This is a genomic window from Microvirga sp. jy35, assembly GCF_056148915.1.
Genome location: NZ_JBWBEW010000032.1, coordinates 1 through 18,616 on the forward strand (window position 1 = coordinate 1; position 18,616 = coordinate 18,616).

At 61.3% G+C, this 18,616-nt stretch carries 19 protein-coding genes; 17 read left to right on the top strand and 2 right to left on the bottom strand.

Annotation, left to right across the window (positions count from 1 at the left end; genetic code table 11):
• The first annotated feature begins 83 nt into the window (after positions 1 to 83).
• The 15 genes from fahA (at position 84) to AC0QTX_RS19770 (ending at position 15,652) form a co-directional block, all read left to right on the top strand.
• Entirely contained in the window at positions 84 to 1,391 is a 1,308-nt protein-coding gene (fahA, locus tag AC0QTX_RS19700; protein WP_474605519.1) for a fumarylacetoacetase, read from the top strand.
• A gap of 10 nt (positions 1,392 to 1,401) precedes the next feature.
• A complete protein-coding gene (locus AC0QTX_RS19705) occupies positions 1,402 to 1,713 on the top strand; it encodes a glutathione S-transferase N-terminal domain-containing protein (protein WP_474605520.1) in 312 nt (103 codons plus the stop codon).
• A 96-nt stretch (positions 1,714 to 1,809) separates the two neighbouring features.
• A complete protein-coding gene (locus tag AC0QTX_RS19710) occupies positions 1,810 to 2,037 on the top strand; it encodes a glutathione S-transferase C-terminal domain-containing protein (RefSeq protein WP_474605521.1) in 228 nt (75 codons plus the stop codon).
• A gap of 430 nt (positions 2,038 to 2,467) precedes the next feature.
• A complete protein-coding gene (locus tag AC0QTX_RS19715) occupies positions 2,468 to 3,664 on the top strand; it encodes an ABC transporter substrate-binding protein (protein WP_474605522.1) in 1,197 nt (398 codons plus the stop codon).
• A gap of 72 nt (positions 3,665 to 3,736) precedes the next feature.
• Complete coding sequence (locus tag AC0QTX_RS19720; protein ID WP_474605523.1) at positions 3,737 to 4,657, top strand: branched-chain amino acid ABC transporter permease; 921 nt, start codon at positions 3,737 to 3,739, stop codon at positions 4,655 to 4,657.
• 5 nt (positions 4,658 to 4,662) lie between these two features.
• Complete coding sequence (locus tag AC0QTX_RS19725; RefSeq protein ID WP_474605524.1) at positions 4,663 to 6,441, top strand: branched-chain amino acid ABC transporter ATP-binding protein/permease; 1,779 nt, start codon at positions 4,663 to 4,665, stop codon at positions 6,439 to 6,441.
• A 14-nt stretch (positions 6,442 to 6,455) separates the two neighbouring features.
• Positions 6,456 to 7,178, top strand: coding sequence for an ABC transporter ATP-binding protein (locus AC0QTX_RS19730; protein WP_474605525.1), 723 nt, complete (start codon positions 6,456 to 6,458; stop codon positions 7,176 to 7,178).
• 31 nt (positions 7,179 to 7,209) lie between these two features.
• Positions 7,210 to 8,070, top strand: coding sequence for an IclR family transcriptional regulator (locus AC0QTX_RS19735; RefSeq protein ID WP_474605526.1), 861 nt, complete (start codon positions 7,210 to 7,212; stop codon positions 8,068 to 8,070).
• A 216-nt stretch (positions 8,071 to 8,286) separates the two neighbouring features.
• The gene (locus tag AC0QTX_RS19740) at positions 8,287 to 9,036 is read left to right on the top strand and encodes an SDR family NAD(P)-dependent oxidoreductase (RefSeq protein ID WP_474605527.1); all 750 of its coding nucleotides are present in this window, start codon (positions 8,287 to 8,289) and stop codon (positions 9,034 to 9,036) included.
• Positions 9,037 to 9,046: 10 nt separating this feature from the next.
• On the top strand, positions 9,047 to 9,766 hold the full coding sequence (locus tag AC0QTX_RS19745) for an EthD domain-containing protein (RefSeq protein WP_474605528.1): 720 nt from the start codon (positions 9,047 to 9,049) through the stop codon (positions 9,764 to 9,766).
• A gap of 125 nt (positions 9,767 to 9,891) precedes the next feature.
• A complete protein-coding gene (locus tag AC0QTX_RS19750) occupies positions 9,892 to 11,628 on the top strand; it encodes an FAD-dependent oxidoreductase (RefSeq protein WP_474605529.1) in 1,737 nt (578 codons plus the stop codon).
• A 38-nt stretch (positions 11,629 to 11,666) separates the two neighbouring features.
• Positions 11,667 to 12,830, top strand: a complete 1,164-nt coding sequence (locus tag AC0QTX_RS19755) for an NADH:flavin oxidoreductase/NADH oxidase (RefSeq protein ID WP_474605530.1) — start codon at positions 11,667 to 11,669, stop codon at positions 12,828 to 12,830.
• 33 nt (positions 12,831 to 12,863) lie between these two features.
• A complete protein-coding gene (locus AC0QTX_RS19760; RefSeq protein WP_474605531.1) occupies positions 12,864 to 13,820 on the top strand; it encodes an MBL fold metallo-hydrolase in 957 nt (318 codons plus the stop codon).
• Positions 13,821 to 13,981: 161 nt separating this feature from the next.
• A complete protein-coding gene (locus AC0QTX_RS19765; RefSeq protein WP_474605532.1) occupies positions 13,982 to 14,641 on the top strand; it encodes an EthD family reductase in 660 nt (219 codons plus the stop codon).
• A 60-nt stretch (positions 14,642 to 14,701) separates the two neighbouring features.
• Positions 14,702 to 15,652, top strand: coding sequence for a DMT family transporter (locus tag AC0QTX_RS19770; RefSeq protein ID WP_474605533.1), 951 nt, complete (start codon positions 14,702 to 14,704; stop codon positions 15,650 to 15,652).
• A 124-nt stretch (positions 15,653 to 15,776) separates the two neighbouring features.
• Here AC0QTX_RS19770 and AC0QTX_RS19775 read toward each other — a convergent pair whose 3' ends face one another.
• Entirely contained in the window at positions 15,777 to 16,400 is a 624-nt protein-coding gene (locus tag AC0QTX_RS19775) for a glutathione S-transferase (protein ID WP_474605581.1), read from the bottom strand.
• Entirely contained in the window at positions 16,400 to 17,161 is a 762-nt protein-coding gene (locus tag AC0QTX_RS19780; RefSeq protein WP_474605534.1) for a GntR family transcriptional regulator, read from the bottom strand. The genes AC0QTX_RS19775 and AC0QTX_RS19780 overlap by 1 nt, the downstream gene beginning before the upstream one ends.
• A 158-nt stretch (positions 17,162 to 17,319) precedes the next feature.
• Here AC0QTX_RS19780 and AC0QTX_RS19785 point away from each other — a divergent pair, with 158 nt between their 5' ends.
• A complete protein-coding gene (locus AC0QTX_RS19785; protein WP_474605535.1) occupies positions 17,320 to 18,078 on the top strand; it encodes an SDR family NAD(P)-dependent oxidoreductase in 759 nt (252 codons plus the stop codon).
• A 26-nt stretch (positions 18,079 to 18,104) separates the two neighbouring features.
• A complete protein-coding gene (locus tag AC0QTX_RS19790; protein WP_474605536.1) occupies positions 18,105 to 18,611 on the top strand; it encodes a TRAP transporter small permease subunit in 507 nt (168 codons plus the stop codon).
• The last annotated feature ends 5 nt before the right edge of the window (positions 18,612 to 18,616 follow it).

Below are 18,616 nucleotides of genomic sequence, written 5' to 3' on the forward strand. Positions count from 1 at the left end.
ACGGAGTCGCTGCAGAAGGACTATGCTTCCTACGGTCACAAGATGAAGAAGCATTTTGATCCGAACCGGCGCTGATCGAAACGATGGCCAAAATTGATCATACGCATGATCCCACGCTTGAAAGCTGGGTGGACTCTGCCAACGGTCACCCCGATTTTCCGATCCAGAACCTGCCGCTGGGAATCTTCAGCCCCGGCGGTGGCGCTCCGCGCGGTGGCGTGGCCATTGGCGATCGGATCCTTGATTTGCCGGCTGCCTTGGCAGCAGGCCTCTTCACAGAGGAGGCGGCGCGGGGAGCGGAAGCAGCCTCCGGTTCGGTGCTCAATCGATTCCTGGCGCTGGGGCCTGGGCCGCGGCAGGCCCTCCGCTCACGTTTGTCAGAAATCCTGAAAGCGGGCAGTCCGGATCAGGGGAGGGTGGAGCCGTGCCTGCAACCAGCATCCGACTGTTCGCTGCACCTGCCGGCGCACATCGGCGACTATACGGACTTTTACGTCGGCATTCATCATGCCACCAACGTGGGAAAGCAGTTCCGCCCCGACAATCCGCTGCTGCCGAACTACAAGCATGTCCCGATCGGGTATCACGGCCGCGCGTCGTCGATCCGACTCTCGGGTGTGCCAGTGCGGCGACCGCGTGGGCAAACGAAGCCGCCGGATGCCGCGGAGCCGGGCTTCGGGCCCAGTCGGAGGCTCGATTATGAGTTGGAGCTGGGCGTCTGGATTGGACCCGGGAACGACCTCGGAGCGCCCATCGACATCGGCAAGGCATCGGAGCACGTGGGCGGCTTCTGCCTCCTGAACGACTGGTCGGCGCGCGACATCCAGGCTTGGGAATACCAGCCGCTCGGTCCGTTCCTTTCCAAGAACTTTGCCAGCACCATCTCGGCCTGGATCGTGACGCCGGAGGCGCTGGCGCCGTTCCGTATCGCGCAGCCCGGGCGGCCTGAGGGCGATCCCGCGCCCCTGCCATACCTGACGAATGAGGCGGACCAGCGCGAGGGTGCGCTGGATCTGGAACTTGAGGTTCTGCTTCTCACCCCGCGCATGCGCGAAAAGGGACTGCCGCCGCATCGGCTCGCTCTCTCGAATACAAGGCACATGTACTGGACGGTGGCCCAGATGGTCACACACCACAGCAGCAACGGCTGCAATCTGCAGCCTGGCGACCTGTTGGGCACGGGAACGATCTCGGGTCCCGATCAAACCAGTTGCGGCAGCATTCTGGAGGCCACCCTAGGCGGGAAGAGCCCGATCAGCCTCGCCTCGGGAGAGGAGCGCCGCTTCCTGGAGGATGGGGACGAGGTGATCCTGCGGGCCCGCAGCCGCCGGGATGGCTGTGCACCGGTTGGCTTCGGCGAATGCCGGGCCATGATCCTGCCGGCTGCGTGAGGGTGCAGGCATGAAGCTCTATACGTATTGGCGGTCTACCTCCTCCTACCGGGTGCGCATTGCCCTCGTCTTGAAGAAGCTTGAGGCGGAGCAGGCCTTCGTTCATCTGGTCCGCAACGGGGGCGAGCAGAATGCTTCCAGCTACCGGGCGATCAACCCGCAGTGCCGCGTGCCGGCGCTCGAACTCGATGACGGCAGCATTCTCATCCAGTCTCCCGCAATTCTCGAATATCTTGAAGAGATCTATCCGACACCTGCGCTTCTGCCGTCCGATCCGGTGGCAAGGGCCAAAGTCAGGGCAGTGGCGTCGATCATCGGTTGAGATGTTCATCCGCTGCACAATGTCGGTCCGCTCAACCATCTCAGGAAAGTTTTCGGTCGTTCAGAGGCGGAAGTAACCGCCTGGATCGCCACCTGGGTGGGGCAGGGGCTTTCGACCGTTGAAGGCCTCATCGGCAATGAAGGCTTTTGCTTCGGTCCGGAGCCCACACTGGCCGATGTTTTTCTCCTGCCGCAACTCTACGCAGCACGGCGGTTTGCGGTGCCGCTGGAGGCCTTCCCACGCATTCTCCGCGTCGAGAAGGTTGCCGGTGAGCATCCAGCGTTCCTCAGCGCGCATCCTGCCAACCAACCGGATGCAGAATAGGATAAATCAGCAGGGTTTCTGAAACGAGGTTCCCGTCCTTTGAAGCTTCACAGCGGCCGCTTTCGCCATAAGCGGCCGCTTTCGCTTTTTAGCGGTATCGAGACGGCCTTCCCTGAATACACGCTGCCACCACTACCAAAGTCATTGCATTCGTCTATTGCAAACGCATTCGCTATTCAGTACTTATATTAGTAAGCTCTGACAAAAGAGCGGACGGTATGAAAGACAGAAGGGAAGGAACCGACCGAAACCCGATCCCGGCATTGCCGGAAACGGTGCGGAGGGCGTGAGCAGGCGAAAGTCGGCACTCCTCTTTCTTCCCTAGGACCTTTGAGAACTGGCGGGCCCTGCCTGCCCAAAGCCCGGGTGGGTTGTGCGCAATAGGCGTGGAACCCGCAGCCGAAATCGTACCCTTGAGGGAAGGAAAACCATGATGCCAAAACATACAGCCCTGAAAGCAGCTCTCCTTGGTAGCGCGCTCGCCATGTCATCGGCGGCCTACGCCCAAGAGATCAAGATCGGTTTCAACGGCGATCTTTCCGCTTCGCCGTCCGCACAGAGCGGGCAGGCTGGCGTGCTCGGCATCCAAGCCGCCATCGAGGATATCAACGCGGCCGGGGGCGTGCTTGGCCGCCAGCTGACCCTTGTCGTGCGCGATGACCTCTCGCAGCCGCCGAAATCAATTCAGAATATGAGCGATCTCATTGACAACGAGAAGGTTGTGGCGGTCCTCGGCCCGACCAATTCCGGCAATGCGCTCGCCTGGAAGCACATCCCCAACCAGAAGAAGAATCCGTCTATCGGCTGCATCGGCTCCGCCACCGACATCACCAAGCCTGCAAGCGCCAACGCTGAAAACTACATGTACCGCGTCTCGATGGTGGATCGGGCGCAGGTTGCCGGCCTCATTGCCTATACGAAGAACAATCCCGCTATCAAGAACGTGGGCTTCCTCGTTGAGACTACGGGTTACGGCCAGGGTGGTTTGAAGGATCTCCAGGAACTCGCCGAAGCCAAGGGCCTGAAGCCGGTGGCGACTGAGAAGTTCGGCGTCAACGACACTGACATGACCTCCCAGCTCAACAAGATGAAATCAGCCGGAGCCGATGCGGTTCTCGTGTGGGCGCAGGGAACCCCAATCGCCCAGCTCGTCCGCAGCATGGAGAAGATCAACTACTTCCCCGTGACCCTCACCTCCTGGGCGGCGGATAACGCGAGCTTCTTCGATACCGCAGGCAAGACGTTGGCCGAGAAGCCGATCTTCATGCGCACCATCACCGAAGATCGCACGCCCAAGCAGCAGCAGCTTTTTGATCGCCTGGCTCCGAAGATGGCCTCCAAGAGCGCTTTCAGCTTCGCAGCGCATTGCTACGACGCGCTCATGATTACCGCTGCCGCAATCAAGCAGGCGGGCAGCACGGAAGGGCCGAAGATGCGCGAGGCACTCGACAACCTTCAAGCGCCGGTCGACGGCATTATGAAGACCTACAACAAGCCGTTCTCCGCGTCCGAGCACGAGGCGCTGACGGCTGCCGACTATCGCTGGACCCACTGGAAGGACGGAAAGCTGGTCACCTACACGGACGATGTCGTGAAGGCTCTCAAGCCGACTGACTTCACACAATAAGACTCTAGCTGCACGGCCTGCCGGTCCTCGCCGGACCGGCAGGCGCCGACACTTTGCACCGTTGGAGCTTCCATGGACGTCTACCTCCAGACACTCCTCAGCGGCCTCGCCATCGGTGGCGTCTACGCCCTGATCGCGCTCGGTTTCAGCATCACCTTCACAACCACCAAGACGCTGAACTTTGCTCAAGGCGAGTTCATCGCATTTGGTGCCTTCATCGGCGTGACGATGCTCCTGCTGTTCTCCGGCTTAGCGAGCACAACGACGGCTGTTCCAAGCGAGGCGGCTTCCGCCTGGCGGTACCCTGCGGCAGTCATCGCCGCCGGAGCGGTCGCGGGCTTGATGGGAGTACTCATCTTTCTGCTTGCGGTGAGGCCGTTCGCCGGGAAGGGGGGCATGAACTGGGTGATGAGCACTCTCGGCTTCGGCGTAATGCTCCAGAGCATCGGGCTTGCCGTCTGGGGCCCTGCGCCCGTCATGGTGCCGTCTCCGCTGGGAGACGATGTGCTGCGGATCGCCGGAGCCGGCGTACGCCCGCAGGAGCTTCTGGTTCTGGCCTGCGCCATCCTGATCATGGTGGCGCTCGATCTGGTGATGCGCCGCTCGCGCATCGGCAAGGCCATGATGGCCGTGGCACACTCGCCCCACATCGCGAGCCTGATGGGCATCAATGTCGGCTTGGTCATGATCGGCGCTTTCGCCCTGTCAAGCGGTCTCGCAGGCGTGGCAGGCGTTCTGATTGCGCCGATTGCCTCCGCATCCCTGTTCATGGGCATTGGTTTTGCCCTTAAAGCCTTCTCGGCGGCAATCATCGGTGGCCTCAACAACCCACGCGGTTGCATTTATGGCGGCTTCATCCTGGGCGTGCTGGAGTCTGCCGTGGGCCTCTGGCAGGCGCAATGGCGTGAGATTGTGGTGTTCGGCCTGATTATCCTGGTTCTGGCGTTTCGCCCGGCGGGCCTCTTCGGCCAGGCTGCTGTCGACAAGGTTTAGCTCTCATGCGCCACTTGATCGGATCCGTCGCTGTCGCAGCCGTGATCGCCGCAGTTGCGTCGTTCATCGAAAACGAGTTCTATCTTCGCACCCTGTTCATGATCTGCGTCTACTTCCTGTGCGCAGCGGGCATGAACGTACTCCTGGGCTTTGCTGGACAGAAATCGCTCGGCCAGGCCGGCCTGTTTGCGGCAGGTGCTTATGCTGTGGCCCTGCTGACAACCCGCTACGAAATCGGTCCCTGGCTATCCCTTCTCCTAGCGTGCGGCGTTTCGGCCGTCTTCGGCATCCTGATCGCGATGCCGTCGCTGCGCGTGAAAGGGCCGAGCCTTGCGATGGTTACCCTGGCCTTTGGTATCGTGATCGAAAAGGTGGTCACGGAGGGCTCCGAGGTGTTCGGCGGCGCGATGGGCATCTATGCGATTCAGCCGCTCCATATCGGCGGCGTGCCTTTCACCATGCTGCAATGGGTCTGGTTCGGGCTGGGGCTCTGCCTCGTCGCTCATCTTCTCCTGCGCAATCTTCTGCAGGGCCGGTTCGGACGCGCCTTCCTGTCGCTGCAGGCTGACGAGGTAGCGGCTGGTGCCGTGGGTGTTGCGGTGTACCGCTACAAGGTCCTTGCCTTCGTTATCGCTGCTGTGACCTGCGGGCTGGCAGGCGCGCTCGTGGCGCAGCAGAACCAGTACATCAACTCCGATTTCATCAATTTCCACCTGTCGATCTTCATCCTTCTTCTCGTGCTGTTCGGCGGCAGCGGCTCACTCTATGGCCCGCTCCTCGGATCGGTGACCCTCGTCATCATCGGGGCACTCGTGGCGCGCTGGACCTGGATCGAGCATTTTGTGAACGGTGCACTGCTGCTGTTCGCTCTCTACGCCATGCCGAAGGGACTGGCCGGCGTCTTCGGCTCACTCTTCAGGAGGTTCGGGCTTGGTCACAGCGCTAGCAGAGGCGCTGAGCCGAGCCGGGCTGCATCGCAGCTGCCGACCCGATCCGTCCCCGAGACGGCCGCGGGAAGCCTGCTGAGGGCCGACAGCCTCAACAAGGCCTTTGGCGGCGTCGTTCCCGCCAAGGATGTATCCGTCAATCTGACGGTAGGTCACATCCATGCCCTGATCGGACCGAATGGCGCAGGCAAGAGCACCTTCATCAACATGCTGACCGGCATCATTCGGCCCGATCGCGGTAAGGTGACGTTCCTGGGCCAAGACATCACGCAGCAGACGGTTCATGGCATCTGCGGCCGTGGTGTGGCGCGCACCTTCCAGAATCTCAGGCTGTTCAAGGATCTGTCCGTCCGTGAGAACGTGCTTCTTGGGCAGCATTCCCGCATGCAGAACGGTTTCGTCTCATCGCTCCTCGGGTTGCCCAAGGCGCGGCGGGAGGAGGCCAAGGCCCTGCAGAAGGTCAACCATATCCTCCAGTTCACCGGGCTGTTGCCCTATGCCGACGCTCTGGCGGGAAGCCTCGCCTACGGTCTTCAGCGCCGCGTCGAGCTGGCGCGGGCCCTGGCCTCGGAACCTCTGCTCCTCCTCCTGGACGAGCCAGCTGCCGGTTTGAACCCGCAGGAAACGGCGGAGCTCGGCCAGCTGCTGGTGCGGATCCGTAACGAGGGGATGACCATTCTTCTGATCGAGCACCACATGGATCTCGTCATGTCGATTTCGGACCACGTGATCGTGCTCGACTACGGCCAGAAGATCGCTGAGGGCGCGCCGAGCAAGGTCCAAGCGGATCCAAGGGTGATGGAGGCCTATCTCGGCACCTCCGTCGAGGCAGCCTAGGGCAGGGGGCACGCATGCTGAAGCTGAAAGACGTGAATCTCGCCTATGGACCGATTGCTGCGGTTCGCAAGGCCTCCATTGATGTGGAGGCCGGGGAGGTCGTCGCCATCGTGGGCGGGAACGGGGCTGGCAAGAGCACCTTGCTCAAAGGTATCGCTGGTCTGATGCCCGTGAGTTCGGGGCAGATCATCTTCGATGGTGAAGAAATCTCGCGACTTGCGCCCCACAAGCGGGTGGCGCGGGGGATCGCCCTCTCACCGGAAGGGCGTCAGGTTTTCCCGGACCAGACTGTCTACGACAATCTGACCTTGGGAGCCTATTTCCGGCGGCTGTCCAACGATGCCCTCGATGCCGAGGTGGAGGAGCAGTTCAAGCTTTTTCCGCGCTTGCGGGAGCGGCGCGATCAGCTCGCCGTCACCCTGTCGGGCGGCGAGCAGCAGATGCTGGCCACTGCAAGGGCCTTGATGGGAAAGCCCCGTCTGCTTCTGCTCGACGAGCCTTCCCTTGGCCTTGCGCCGAAGATCATCCAGGAGATCTTCGGCATCATCGTATCCCTGCGTAAGTCCGGCATCACCATCCTGCTTGTGGAACAGATGGCCAATATGGCACTTGCTATTGCGGATCGGGCCTACGTGCTCGAAACGGGGAGTGTTATACTGTCTGGCACCGGGCAGCAGCTCCTCCACGACCCCAAGGTCCGCGCGGCGTATCTCGGGATTTCCCACAACGCCGCGTGATGCGGGGCAGATCACAAACACTGAGCAGGTCATGAGCATAGAAGGACGCGGCGTACAATCGGTCGAGGTCGGGGGGCGTATCCTCTCGGCTTTGGTCAAAGCGGGAAAGCCCCTGATGCTGCGCGAACTCGCAACCTTGGCCGATGTCGCCCCCGCCCAAGCCCATGCCTACCTCGTGAGCTTCCGCAAGCTCGAACTCGTGGAGCAGGACATCGCAAGCGGCCGTTATCAGCTTGGTCCCTTCGCCCTCCAGCTGGGCATCGCACGGCTGCGCAGCTTCGATCCCTTGCGGCTCGCAGGTCACGCCATCGTCGAGTTTGCGGAACAGATCGACCACATGGTGACAATCGCTGTGTGGGGAACCCATGGTCCTACCATCGTACAGGTCCAAGAGGGCAGCGATCAGGTCCACGTGAACGTGCGCACTGGCACCGTGTTTTCCGTCACCGGTACCGCGACCGGAAAAGTCTTCGCGGCCTTCATGTCGCCCAAGGTCATCGAAGCTCAGTTGGCCGAGGAACTGCGGAAGGGAGCCCGCATCCAGGGCGTGGGCACGGCAACGTCGCGCAAGGAGCTTGAAGCCGAAATCATAACCGCGCGAAGGCTTGGCTATGCCTCCACGGAGAGCAAGCCCGTCACGGGCATCAACGGTATTGCGGCTCCCGTCTTCGACTACAGCGGACAGATGCAACTCGCCATCACCGTCATCGGACCGACCGGGGTTCTTGACATTCACCCCGAGAGTGCCGACGCCAAGGCCCTGCTGGCGTTCACGCGCAGGTTGTCAGCCCAACTCGGTTACATGCCCCACGCCATCGATGGGACGCCGCAGGTGGAAGCTGCGCAGACTGCGTCTACTGATGCTCCCGTGAAGCGTCGCCGCCGGGCATAGTTTCTCTCCCTCTGTCGCTTTCGATCCAACGCTCTTCCACGCCACGCTCTGGCGGCGCCTGGCGTGCTTTTGCCTGCGCAGGGTGGCAAGTTTCATTATCGAACGCACTTACGACTATTCGCTATTTGCGAATGCATTCGTCGTATGCTCTTATGATGTCAATGCCGCCGCGATAAACCGGGCGGTGTTTCCAACCAAGTCAGGGAGCCGGAACGAATGCTGCTCAAAGGGCGTATTGCGCTGGTCACAGGCGCCGGTCAGGGCAATGGTGCTGCCATTGCGCGTGGCCTAGCGAAGGAAGGGGCGCGGGTCATCGCGACCGACCTGAATGGCGAGGCGGCCGCCCACACGGCCAATTCGATCGTCAACGAGGGTGGAGAGGCTTGGTCCTTTGCTCTCGATGTTGCCGATTCAGACGCATGCGGTGCACTGGCGCGCGATGTAGAAGCGTCCATCGGGCAAGTTTCCATCCTCGTGAACAATGCCGGCATATGCCCGCGCAACACCATCGACAGCCCGGATGTGATGCGCTCCTGGGATGCCGCGATGCAGGTGAACCTGAACGGCACCCTGAACGTCACGCTTGCCTTCGTTTCGGCCTTGCGCGCGACAAAAGGCACGATCATCAACATGGCCTCCATCGCCGCCTTCGTGTCGACCGCGACATCGATCAGCTACTCGACGTCTAAGGCCGCCGTGCGCATGCTGACCCAGAATCTCGCGCAGGAACTCGCCAAGGATGGTGTTCGCGTCAATGCCATCGCTCCGGGCACTCTCAACACGCCGATGACCGAGGCAACGCGCACCAATCCCGAGCGGGCGGAGCGCTTCCTGTCTCGAATTCCCCTCGGGCGCTTTGGGGAGCCGGAGGAACTCGTCGGTCCGACTGTCTTCCTCGCGTCCAGCATGTCGAGCTACGTGACTGGAACGACCCTCGTCGTCGACGGCGGCTATCTGGCGGTCTGAGGGGGCCAACATGACCGTTCGCATGGGACTCCTCACGCGCAGGCCTGACGTGAGTCCGGCCGAGTTCAGACGCCACTGGCGCGAGGTGCATGGCCCTCTGGCCGCGCGCCTGCCCGGCCTGCGACGCTATCATCAGAACCATGTTGTGGACGACCGCCAGCTTGCCATCGATCATGCCCGCGGCCCCTGGTCCATCGACGGCATTTCTGAGCTGTGGTTCGACAGCGAAGACCAGATGACGAGGGCGTTATCCTCCGACGAGTACAAGGCCGTCGCACGTGACCACCAGCTCTTTGTCGGTCCAACGGCGCTGATCACCGCCGTACAGAATGTAGTCGTGCCCGCCGATCCCTCTGCCGGGCCGCTCGTGAAGCGCATGTCAATTCTGACACGGAAGCCGGGTCTGACCCCTGAGCAGTTCAAGGAGGAGTGGTGGGGCTTCCACGCCAAAGCTGTCAGCAAGTTTCCGAACCTGATGGGGTACACCCAAAATCTGGTGACAGGGAGAAGCTCGGGCCTCGGCCAGCCCGCCTCCTACGAGGCTCTTCCCATCGATGGCATGGTGGAACTGTGGTTTCGCTCCGTTGCAGATGTCGAGGCCGCGTTCCGTTCCCAGGCGGCAAATGTCTCGCAGACGCATGCCCTCAACTTCATCGCCGAAATCACGACTTTCCTCGTGGAAACCTATGAAGTCGTCCTAGCGGGGATGAGCCAGAAGTCGAACCCGTGAGGCTTGCAAAATATCTTGAATGAGCGAATGCGTTCGTCTAAAACAAATTAACGAACGCATTCGCGTATGCTGAATCAAAGTTCTCCCGGCGCATTGACCGGCCGGTACGAGATGCGAGGAACGCCATGAAGCCAACGAAGACTGTCACCTGCGATGTCCTTGTTGTTGGATCGGGAGCAGGCGGTCTTGCGACCGCTCTGACAGCCCGTCACCATGGGCTCGACGTCATCGTTACTGAGAAGGAGCCGGTCTTCGGCGGAACGACCGCACGCTCCGGCGGCTGGATGTGGATACCCTGCAATCCGCTCGCGCAGAAGGAAGGCTTTGAAGACTCCAAGGAAGCGGCGCGCACCTACCTCCAGCACGAAGCCGGCAATCATTTCGATGCGGGCCGTGTCGATGCCTTTCTTGAAAACGGCCCGAAGATGGTTGAGTTTTTCGAGACGAACACCGAGATGGAGTTCACCCTCGGGCCTGCCTTCTCGGACTATCATCCCGATGCGCCGGGCGGCACGTCCGGCGGCCGATCAATCGTGGCGACCCCTTACGATGGTCGCAAACTCGGCAAGGAAATCGCGCGCCTGAGGCCACCGCTCAAGGAAATCACCTTCCTCGGAATGATGATCGGGTCCGGGAAGGAACTGCTGCACTTCTTCAACGTCACCCGCTCCGTCAAATCGGCCGCTTATGTGGGCGTGCTTCTGGCGAAATACGGTCGGGATCTCGCCTCTCACGGACGTGCGATGCGGCTGACCAACGGCAACGCGCTGATCGGGCGGCTCGCAAAATCCGCCTTTGACCGGAACGTTCCGATCTGGACCTCCGCGCCGGTGAAGGACCTGGTCGTGGAGGATGGTGCTGTCAAAGGCGCACTGGTGCAGACCGAAGATGGTGTGACCGAGGTCCGCACCCGCCGCGGCGTCGTGCTAGCCGCGGGCGGCTTCCCGCAGGATGTGTTGCGCCGCAAAGAGCTATTCCCGCATGCTCCCACCGGACAGGAGCACTGGTCGCCGGCACCTGCCGGCAACACGGGTGATGGCATCCGGCTCGGTGAGAAGGTTGGAGGCCGCGCAATCGAGGGTCTGCCGAATGCGGCGGCTTGGGTGCCAGTTTCGCTGGTTCCGCGCCGTGACGGAACATCGGGTCCGTTCCCGCATTTCATCGACCGCGGCAAGCCGGGCGTCATCGCCGTCACCAAAAGCGGCAAGCGCTTCACCAACGAATCCAATTCCTACCACGACTTTGTGCAGGCCATGATCGGCGCCTGCGGGGACGATCCGGAAAAGGCGGCGTGGCTCATCGTCGATCATCCGACGATCCGCCGCTATGGCCTCGGTTTCGTGAAGCCCTTCCCAGTGCCCCTGACGCCTTATCTGCAGAACGGGTATTTGCTCAAAGGACGAACGCTGCGCGAACTTGCGCAGAGAGCCGGCATTGACCCTGCTGCCTTCGAGCAAACCGTAGAGACCTTCAACCGTGATGCTCGGAAGGGCGCGGATCCGCAGTTCAAGCGCGGCAGCACCGCCTATAACCGCTATCTTGGCGATCCCGACCAGAAGCCAAATCCCTGTGTCGGTCCGATCGAGCGCAGCCCCTTCTATGCGGTGAAGGTCGTGCCGGGCGATCTCGGTACCTTCGCGGGTCTACGCACCGATCCGAATGCAAGGGTCATCGACGAGAGCGGACGGGTCATCCCGGGCCTCTATGCCGCTGGCAACGATATGGCGAGCATCATGGGTGGCAGTTATCCAGGCGGCGGCATCACGCTGGGCCCGGCCATGACGTTCGGCTACATCGCCGGCCGCCATCTGGCGGGCGTAACGGAGGAGAGCACTTCCGTCACGAGCAGGCCAGCGGCGTAAGCCGACCCCGTGCCGCAGCCGAAGAAGGTAGAAGCGTCATGACGTCACCGCACCGGCCGTGCCTGTTCGAGCCTCTGCGCATCCGCGGCATCGAACTCAAGAACCGCGTGGTCATTTCGCCCATGTGCCAGCATTCGGCGGAGGAGCGGGGCTGCGTTGGCGCGTGGCATCTGGTTCACCTGGGCAAGTTCGCGCTTGGCGGCGCGGGCCTGATCTTCGTCGAGAGCACCGCTGTGGAGCCGGGAGCGCGGATCGGCGTTCGGGACGTGGGGCTCTGGTCGGATGAGCAGGTCGCACCGTTCAGGGCGATCGTCGACTTCGTGCATCAGAACGGCGCCGCCATCGGCGTCCAGCTGGCCCATGCTGGACGCAAAGCCGGGTCGCAGGCCCTGTGGGAGGGCGGGCGCGCCTTGACCGTGGAGCAATTGAAGGAAACGGGCGAGCCTTGGCGCCGCATCGGTCCGAGTGCTCTTGCCGCGGGCCCTGAGTGGTCCGTTCCGGAGGCTCTGAGTGGAGAAGGCCTCGCCGAGATCAGGCAATTGTTCATTGCCGCGACCGAGCGGGCCGACCGGGTCGGCTTCGACGTCCTTGAACTGCATTTCGGTCACGGCTATCTCGTGGCATCTTTTCTGTCGCCGCATTCCAATCGCCGCGAAGACGATTATGGCGGCTCCCGCGACAACCGCATGCGGCTCGCCCTCGAGGTCGCGTGCGATGTTCGGGCGGCGTGGCCTCAGCACAAGCCGCTCTTCGTGCGGATCTCCGCAGTCGACGGCACCGAAGACGGCTGGGGGCTGGACGACTCCGTTGTCCTTGCGCGCGCGCTCAAGACCATCGGGGTTGACGTGATTGATTGCTCGTCAGGCGGCCTGTCCGACGAAACACGCAACATGAACGTTCCAAGAGGACTGGGCTTCCAAGTCCCGTATGCGGAGCGCATCCGCCGCGAGGCCGATGTCCTGACGCAGGCTGTGGGCGTCATTCTCGATGGGCCGCAGGCGGAAGCCATCCTGCAGGAGGGCAGGGCGGATCTGATCGCGGTCGGCCGAGAGGCGCTCTACGACCCTTACTGGCCGCATCACGCGGCTCACGACCTTGGTTATGACCTACGTTTTGAGGACTGGCCCATTCAGCATGGGCCATGGCTCGCCAAGCGCGCGCCTCTGATCGAAAAACTCCGTTCCGTCGACAACAGCGCCTGACAGGCTCAGGCCGGTAATCGGGAGAAGAAGAGAATGTCCAGCAAAGCCTTTGCCTCGACAGGAGATCTGTCGGACAAGACGGTGTCGTTCACCGAGATCGGGCCGGATCTCTACGCCTATACCGCTGAGGGCGACCCGAACACAGGCATCATCATCGGCGATGATGGTTGCATGGTGATCGACGCTCAGGCTACCCCGGCGATGGCCGAGGACGTGATCGCCCGTGTGCGATCCGTGACGGACAAGCCGATCAAGTACGTGGTGCTGTCCCATTACCATGCGGTGCGGGTCCTCGGCGCCTCGGCCTACAAGGCTGAAGCCATCATCGCCTCGAACACCACCTATGACCTGATCGTCGAGCGTGGCGAACAGGACAAGGCCTCCGAAATCGGGCGATTTCCTCGCCTGTTCCGGGGCGAGAACAGCATTCCGGACGGTCTGACCTGGCCGACGCTGACCTTCGAGAGCGGCATGTCGGTGTTTCTCGGCAAGCGCGAGGTCAAGCTGTTCCATCTTGGCGCAGGGCATACCGCCGGCGACATCGTCGCCTGGGTACCGGATGCCGAGGTGATGTTTACAGGCGACCTCGTGGAATATCACTCGGCCTGCTATTGCGGCGACGCCCATCTGCGCGAGTGGCCGCAGACCCTTGACGCCATCTTGGACTTCCAGCCCAAGGCGATCGCGCCCGGCCGTGGTGATGCTCTGCAGGGCGAGCGGCAGGTGCGCGAGGCCGTGGCGATGACGCGTGACTTCGTCAGCACCCTTTATGGCGCGGCGGAACTGTCGGTCGCGCGCGGCCGCTCACTGAAGGAGACCTCCGCGGCCACCCGCGAGGTGATGGACCCGAAGTTCGGCTCCTTCGCCATCTACGAGCACTGCCTGCCGTTCAACGTCGCCCGCGCCTTCGACGAGGCCTCGGGCATCGATCACCCCGTCATCTGGACCGCTGACCGAGACCGGGAGATGTGGGCAGCCCTGCAAGGCTAGAAGCAGCTGTCGCAGCAAAATCAACCAAGGGAAGGGATAGTCTGGACTGTCACTCCTGAGTGCCGGCCCGCCAGGACGTCCCGAACGCTGGGCTGGCCTCAATCGCCTGCACCGAAGACTAAGCGCCGATGTTCTCTCGCGAACTCAAACTGGAGTGAAGCATGGTCATCCGGAGCGGGCTGATCCGCAAACGCGACGATGTCGACTTCACCCAATTTTCCGAGCACTGGCGTCATGTGCACGGTCCGATCGCGCTGCAAGTCGCGGCCATGCGGGCGTATCGCCAGAACCACATCCTCGCTCGTCGCCCCTCGCCACAGGCCGCAAGGCTGCACCGCGTGGATGGCATCTCGCAACTCTGGTTCGACGATATCGAGTCCATGCGGGTGGCCATGGATTCCGCCGAACAGCGCGCCTGTGTCGATGACTTGCACAGGTTTCTCAATGGCGTCACCATCGTGGTGCAGCAGCAGGGAGACACGCGGCAACACGGCAACACCAGCCGTCTGCCGGCAAAGTTCATTTATTTGCTGGGTGGTCCGGACGCTGCTCTGAAGGCTTTCGACGAAGAGCTCTTCCCCGTGCTCGCAGCCCAATGGGAAACCATGGCGCTTCGCTCCAATCGCGTCATCAACGAGGAAGACTGGGCCGATCCGGCCGTCCCCTCGGGTCACCAGGCCGTCGACGCCGTGCTGGAAGTCTGGTTACCAGAAGGCGCGAACGATGATGCGACGCAGAGTGCGCTCGCCGATACCATCGACATCAAGGTTATCGGAGCGTTCCAGGTTGATGAGTTGACCCTGAAAGCCCTCCAGCGGTGAACGATCGTGGCTTGATAGCTCCCACCTGAGCAACCAGGCGTCGCTTTTGAAGGTCACACCATGACGTCCCTTGCTCAAACAAGTACTGCCCAGCCAAAGTGTCGGAAATCGCTGGCTACAGGCATTCTCTGGGGGCTCATCGCGGCGCTCGCCTGGTCTGGCTACAATGTTGGGTCGCGCCTCGGCCGGATGGATGGGCTTGCCCCAATAGACATGTCGATGCTCCGATTTGGTGTCGCAGCCATCCTGTTGGCACCGTTTGTCGCCTCACGTGGCAGGAAGCACAGCTTCGGATGGCTGCGGGTCCTTACGCTCGTGGCTTTGGCAGGGCCATTGTTCGGCCTCCTGATTAATACCGCGTTCGGCTTGGCACCGTTGTCGCATGCGGTGGTACTAACCGCCGGCGCCACGATGGTAAGCAGTTCCACGCTGGCGTGGATTCTCGATCGTACGAAACCCGCTCCGTTCCGACTGCTGGGGATGATCATCCTTATCGCCGGGTTGCTTGTTATCGCCAGGGGTCAGGATGTGAGCTCTCAGGCGTCGGACCAAATATGGTTAGGCGATTTGTGCTTCGCTGCCGCCGGGACACTCTGGGGCATATTCACGTATCTTCTCGGGCGTTGGAAGGTCGAGCCTCTGGCGGGCATCGGGTACGTGTCAATCCTATCGACCCTTGCTTTCCTGCCGTTCTTTCTGGCATGGCACACCAACAGCCCTGTACCTTCGAGCGTGTGGATCAGCCAAGCCCTGTTTCAGGGGGTACTGGGCGGATGCCTTGCGCCTGTCGCGATTGCCAAGGCGGTTTCCTATCTCGGCGCGACAGAGGCGTCGCTCTTTCCCTCGATTGTACCATCGGGCGCACTTCTGCTCGCGGTTCCACTGCTCAACGAGTGGCCAACCTCATCGGAGATCTTAGGAGTTGCCATCTGCACGCTAGGTCTGCTTACCGCATTGAATGTCATCCGGATTGTCAGTGCGCATGCTGCCAACCAGCCAGATCCAAAGTAAGCTTTATACCCCGGGTCCTCATGCATTCAGAGTGAAAAGGCCACCTGCATCGGACAAGCGGCTCTTCTTGCAAAGGATGAAGAACATTCGGTGCTGCGGGCGATTAAGCGCAGCCAGGGTCGAATTACCCTTGAGGCCAGGTAGCCTTCATCGACTGGCGCTCAGCGAACACTCCGTACCAATCGGCCAGGGCATTGCAGCCTGTGCGCCAGTCCTTGTCGGCGAAGCGGAAGTCCAGGTAACCGAGTGCGCAAGCAACGGCAATGCTGCCGGCGGAAACCGGGCCTTGCAGTCTGCCCAACCAGTTGCGGGACAGGTCATCGAGGCCGCTGTCGATCTTTTCCATCTGGCCGTTGTACCAGTCGGCCCAGCGCTTCTCTTCGGGGCGCATAACCGTCTCGTAGCGGCAGAGCAGAGCTGCATCCAGAATGGAATCCGCAAGAGCCTCAAGCGTCAGTACACGGAACCGTTCGTCATGTGACGTCGGCACAAGACGCGGCGTCTCGCTCAAAGTATCTATATAGGCGCAGATCACACGGCTGTCGAAAAGAGGCTGGCCGTCCGGTAGGATGGCTGTCGGTACCTTGCCGGATGGATTGTGAGGAATGATCGCTTGGTCACGTTTGACTGGGCCTGCCGCCGATGACAGCAACTCGATCTGATGCGCGACGCCTTTCTCATGGGCACTTACCAGGACCTTGCGGACATATGGAGAAGCAGGCGAGTGGAACAGTTTCAGGGTAGTCATCATAACTTTCCGTTCTTGCGGGACTTGGGGAAACTATTCGAGGTCTTGCTCTGCGACATCAGGACCCCGCGTGGATCCATTTCGAGCCTCTCGGCCAAGAGCTTTCCTGCGAAGATCACGTGCTCGATCATCAGGTTCTCGGCTCGGATACCCTCATTATGAGCAATCGCCTTTGCAATCCGATGATGGTCGTCATGGGAGCGATAGATGATGTCGTAGTTGTCCCAGAGGATGATGCGATCCGATACCAAGGGAACGTTGTGTGTTTGTCGCACGAAGCTCTCGATCCAGGAGTTGCCTGCCAGAGATATGATCAGTTGATGAAACTCGACATTCATGCGTCGGTAGGCGGGAAGTAGGGAAGGATCCAGCGTTCCGCCAGACAGGAGGCGGTCTCCCTCCGTGACCAGCGCCTCAAATCTGGCGATCGTCGCGTCCGGGATCTTCCGCTCCGCTGCGCATCGACAGGCGAAACCCTCGAGTTGCGCACGGACGGCGAAAGCATCCCGCACCTCGGAGATCGAAAAGGCTCGGACGCGATAGCCCCGATTGGCCTCATACTCGATGAGTCCTTCCTGGGCGATCATGGCCAATGCCGTCCGAAGGGGCGTGCGGGAGACGCCTAGCATGTCAGACAGATGGTCCTGCTGGAGCCTTCGGCCCGGTTCCAACTCACCTTCCAGGATCTTCTCGCGAATGGTTTTCGCGACAAGATCGGCGCTGGTGATCTCCGCAGGGAGTGATGTGGTTGCAGTGCTCATGCTCAGAAAATACTGCGCGCCGTAGCAAGTGCAAGGGGCCCCGACTAAGCCGTGGATCCAATTTACCACATTTAAGACGAAAGTTGGGTTGTGCCGACGGGGAATTGGATCCAATCTGCCGATCATCAACCTTGCAAGAATGTATTCAGGGAGGATCCATGACCAATTATGCCCTCGTGACCGGGGCTGCAGGCGGGATCGGTCGAGCTATCGTTCAGCGTCTTGCCAGCGATGGCTTTCCTGTCATCGCGACCGACACCAATGAGGCTGGTGCGGCCGAGGTCGTGGCGTCGCTGCCCGACAGTGGACACAAGGCTTTTGCTCTCGACGTGACGGATGAAGCGAAGGTCCACAAGCTCTTCAATGATGTCGAGACCAACGGGGCCAAGATCGGCCTCGTGGTCGCTGCTGCTGGCATTTTGCTGCTACGGAATGGTGGGCAGCGCCCGCCACTGACCGAGATTTCCCTAGATGAGTGGGACCTGACACAGCGAGTGAACAGCACCGGAACCTTCCTGCTTCTGCGTGAGTACCTGCGCGCCCGCACGAGTGCCCCAGTTGAAAGTGGCCGCTTCGTAGCATTCTCGTCGGTTGCGGCGCAGCTGGGCGGGTATCGTTCGAGTTCTGCCTATATCGCGAGTAAGAGTGCTGTTCTTGGTCTCGTGAAGGCTGCCGCCCGTGAGGCTGCTTCCATGGGCATTACGATCAATGCGGTCGCTCCCGGACTGATTGATGCACCCATGCTGCATCAATCACTGGATCCCGAGAACTATGCCTCCGTCACCGGAAACATTCCCCTTCAGCGGGTCGGCAGTCCCGAAGATGTCGCCGGCGCCGTTGCCTTCCTGATGAGCAAGGATGCGTCCTACATCACCGGCGCTGTGATCGACGTCAATGGCGGATACCGGATGCAATAGCGCGGATCAGCGCCACGGAGGAGACGATGGTAAGGCTTGCCGAAAAGCTCACCCAACTGTTGGCCTGGGTTTCCGGGCTAGTGATCCTGCTGATGATGATCCACGTCATGACCGACGTGCTGGGAAAATATCTCCTCAATGCTCCTCTGCCCGGCACGGCTGAGGTCGTGGCCGCCTACTACATGATCGGCGCCGTTTTCCTTCCGCTCGCCTATGTGGAGGCGGCGGGCGGCTCCATCGTCGTCGAGGTGATTTACGAGAAAGTCTCCCTGCGCGCTCAGAAGTTTATGCTCGTCGCCGCGGATGTCATTTCGGCAATCTACTACAGTGTGCTGGCTTGGTTCTCTTGGGATCTTGCAGTCCGCGCCTGGAGAGTCAACGAGCAAGTGGACGGCATCTGGCGCATCACGACGTGGCCGGCCAAGTTCCTGCTGCCGTTCGGATTTTGCCTTGCTGTTGTCGTGCTGGTGATGCGTCTTCTCCGGGGAGAGCGTGGACGCGCGACCGACCCTAACTCGACAGTAGAAATCTGAGGAAG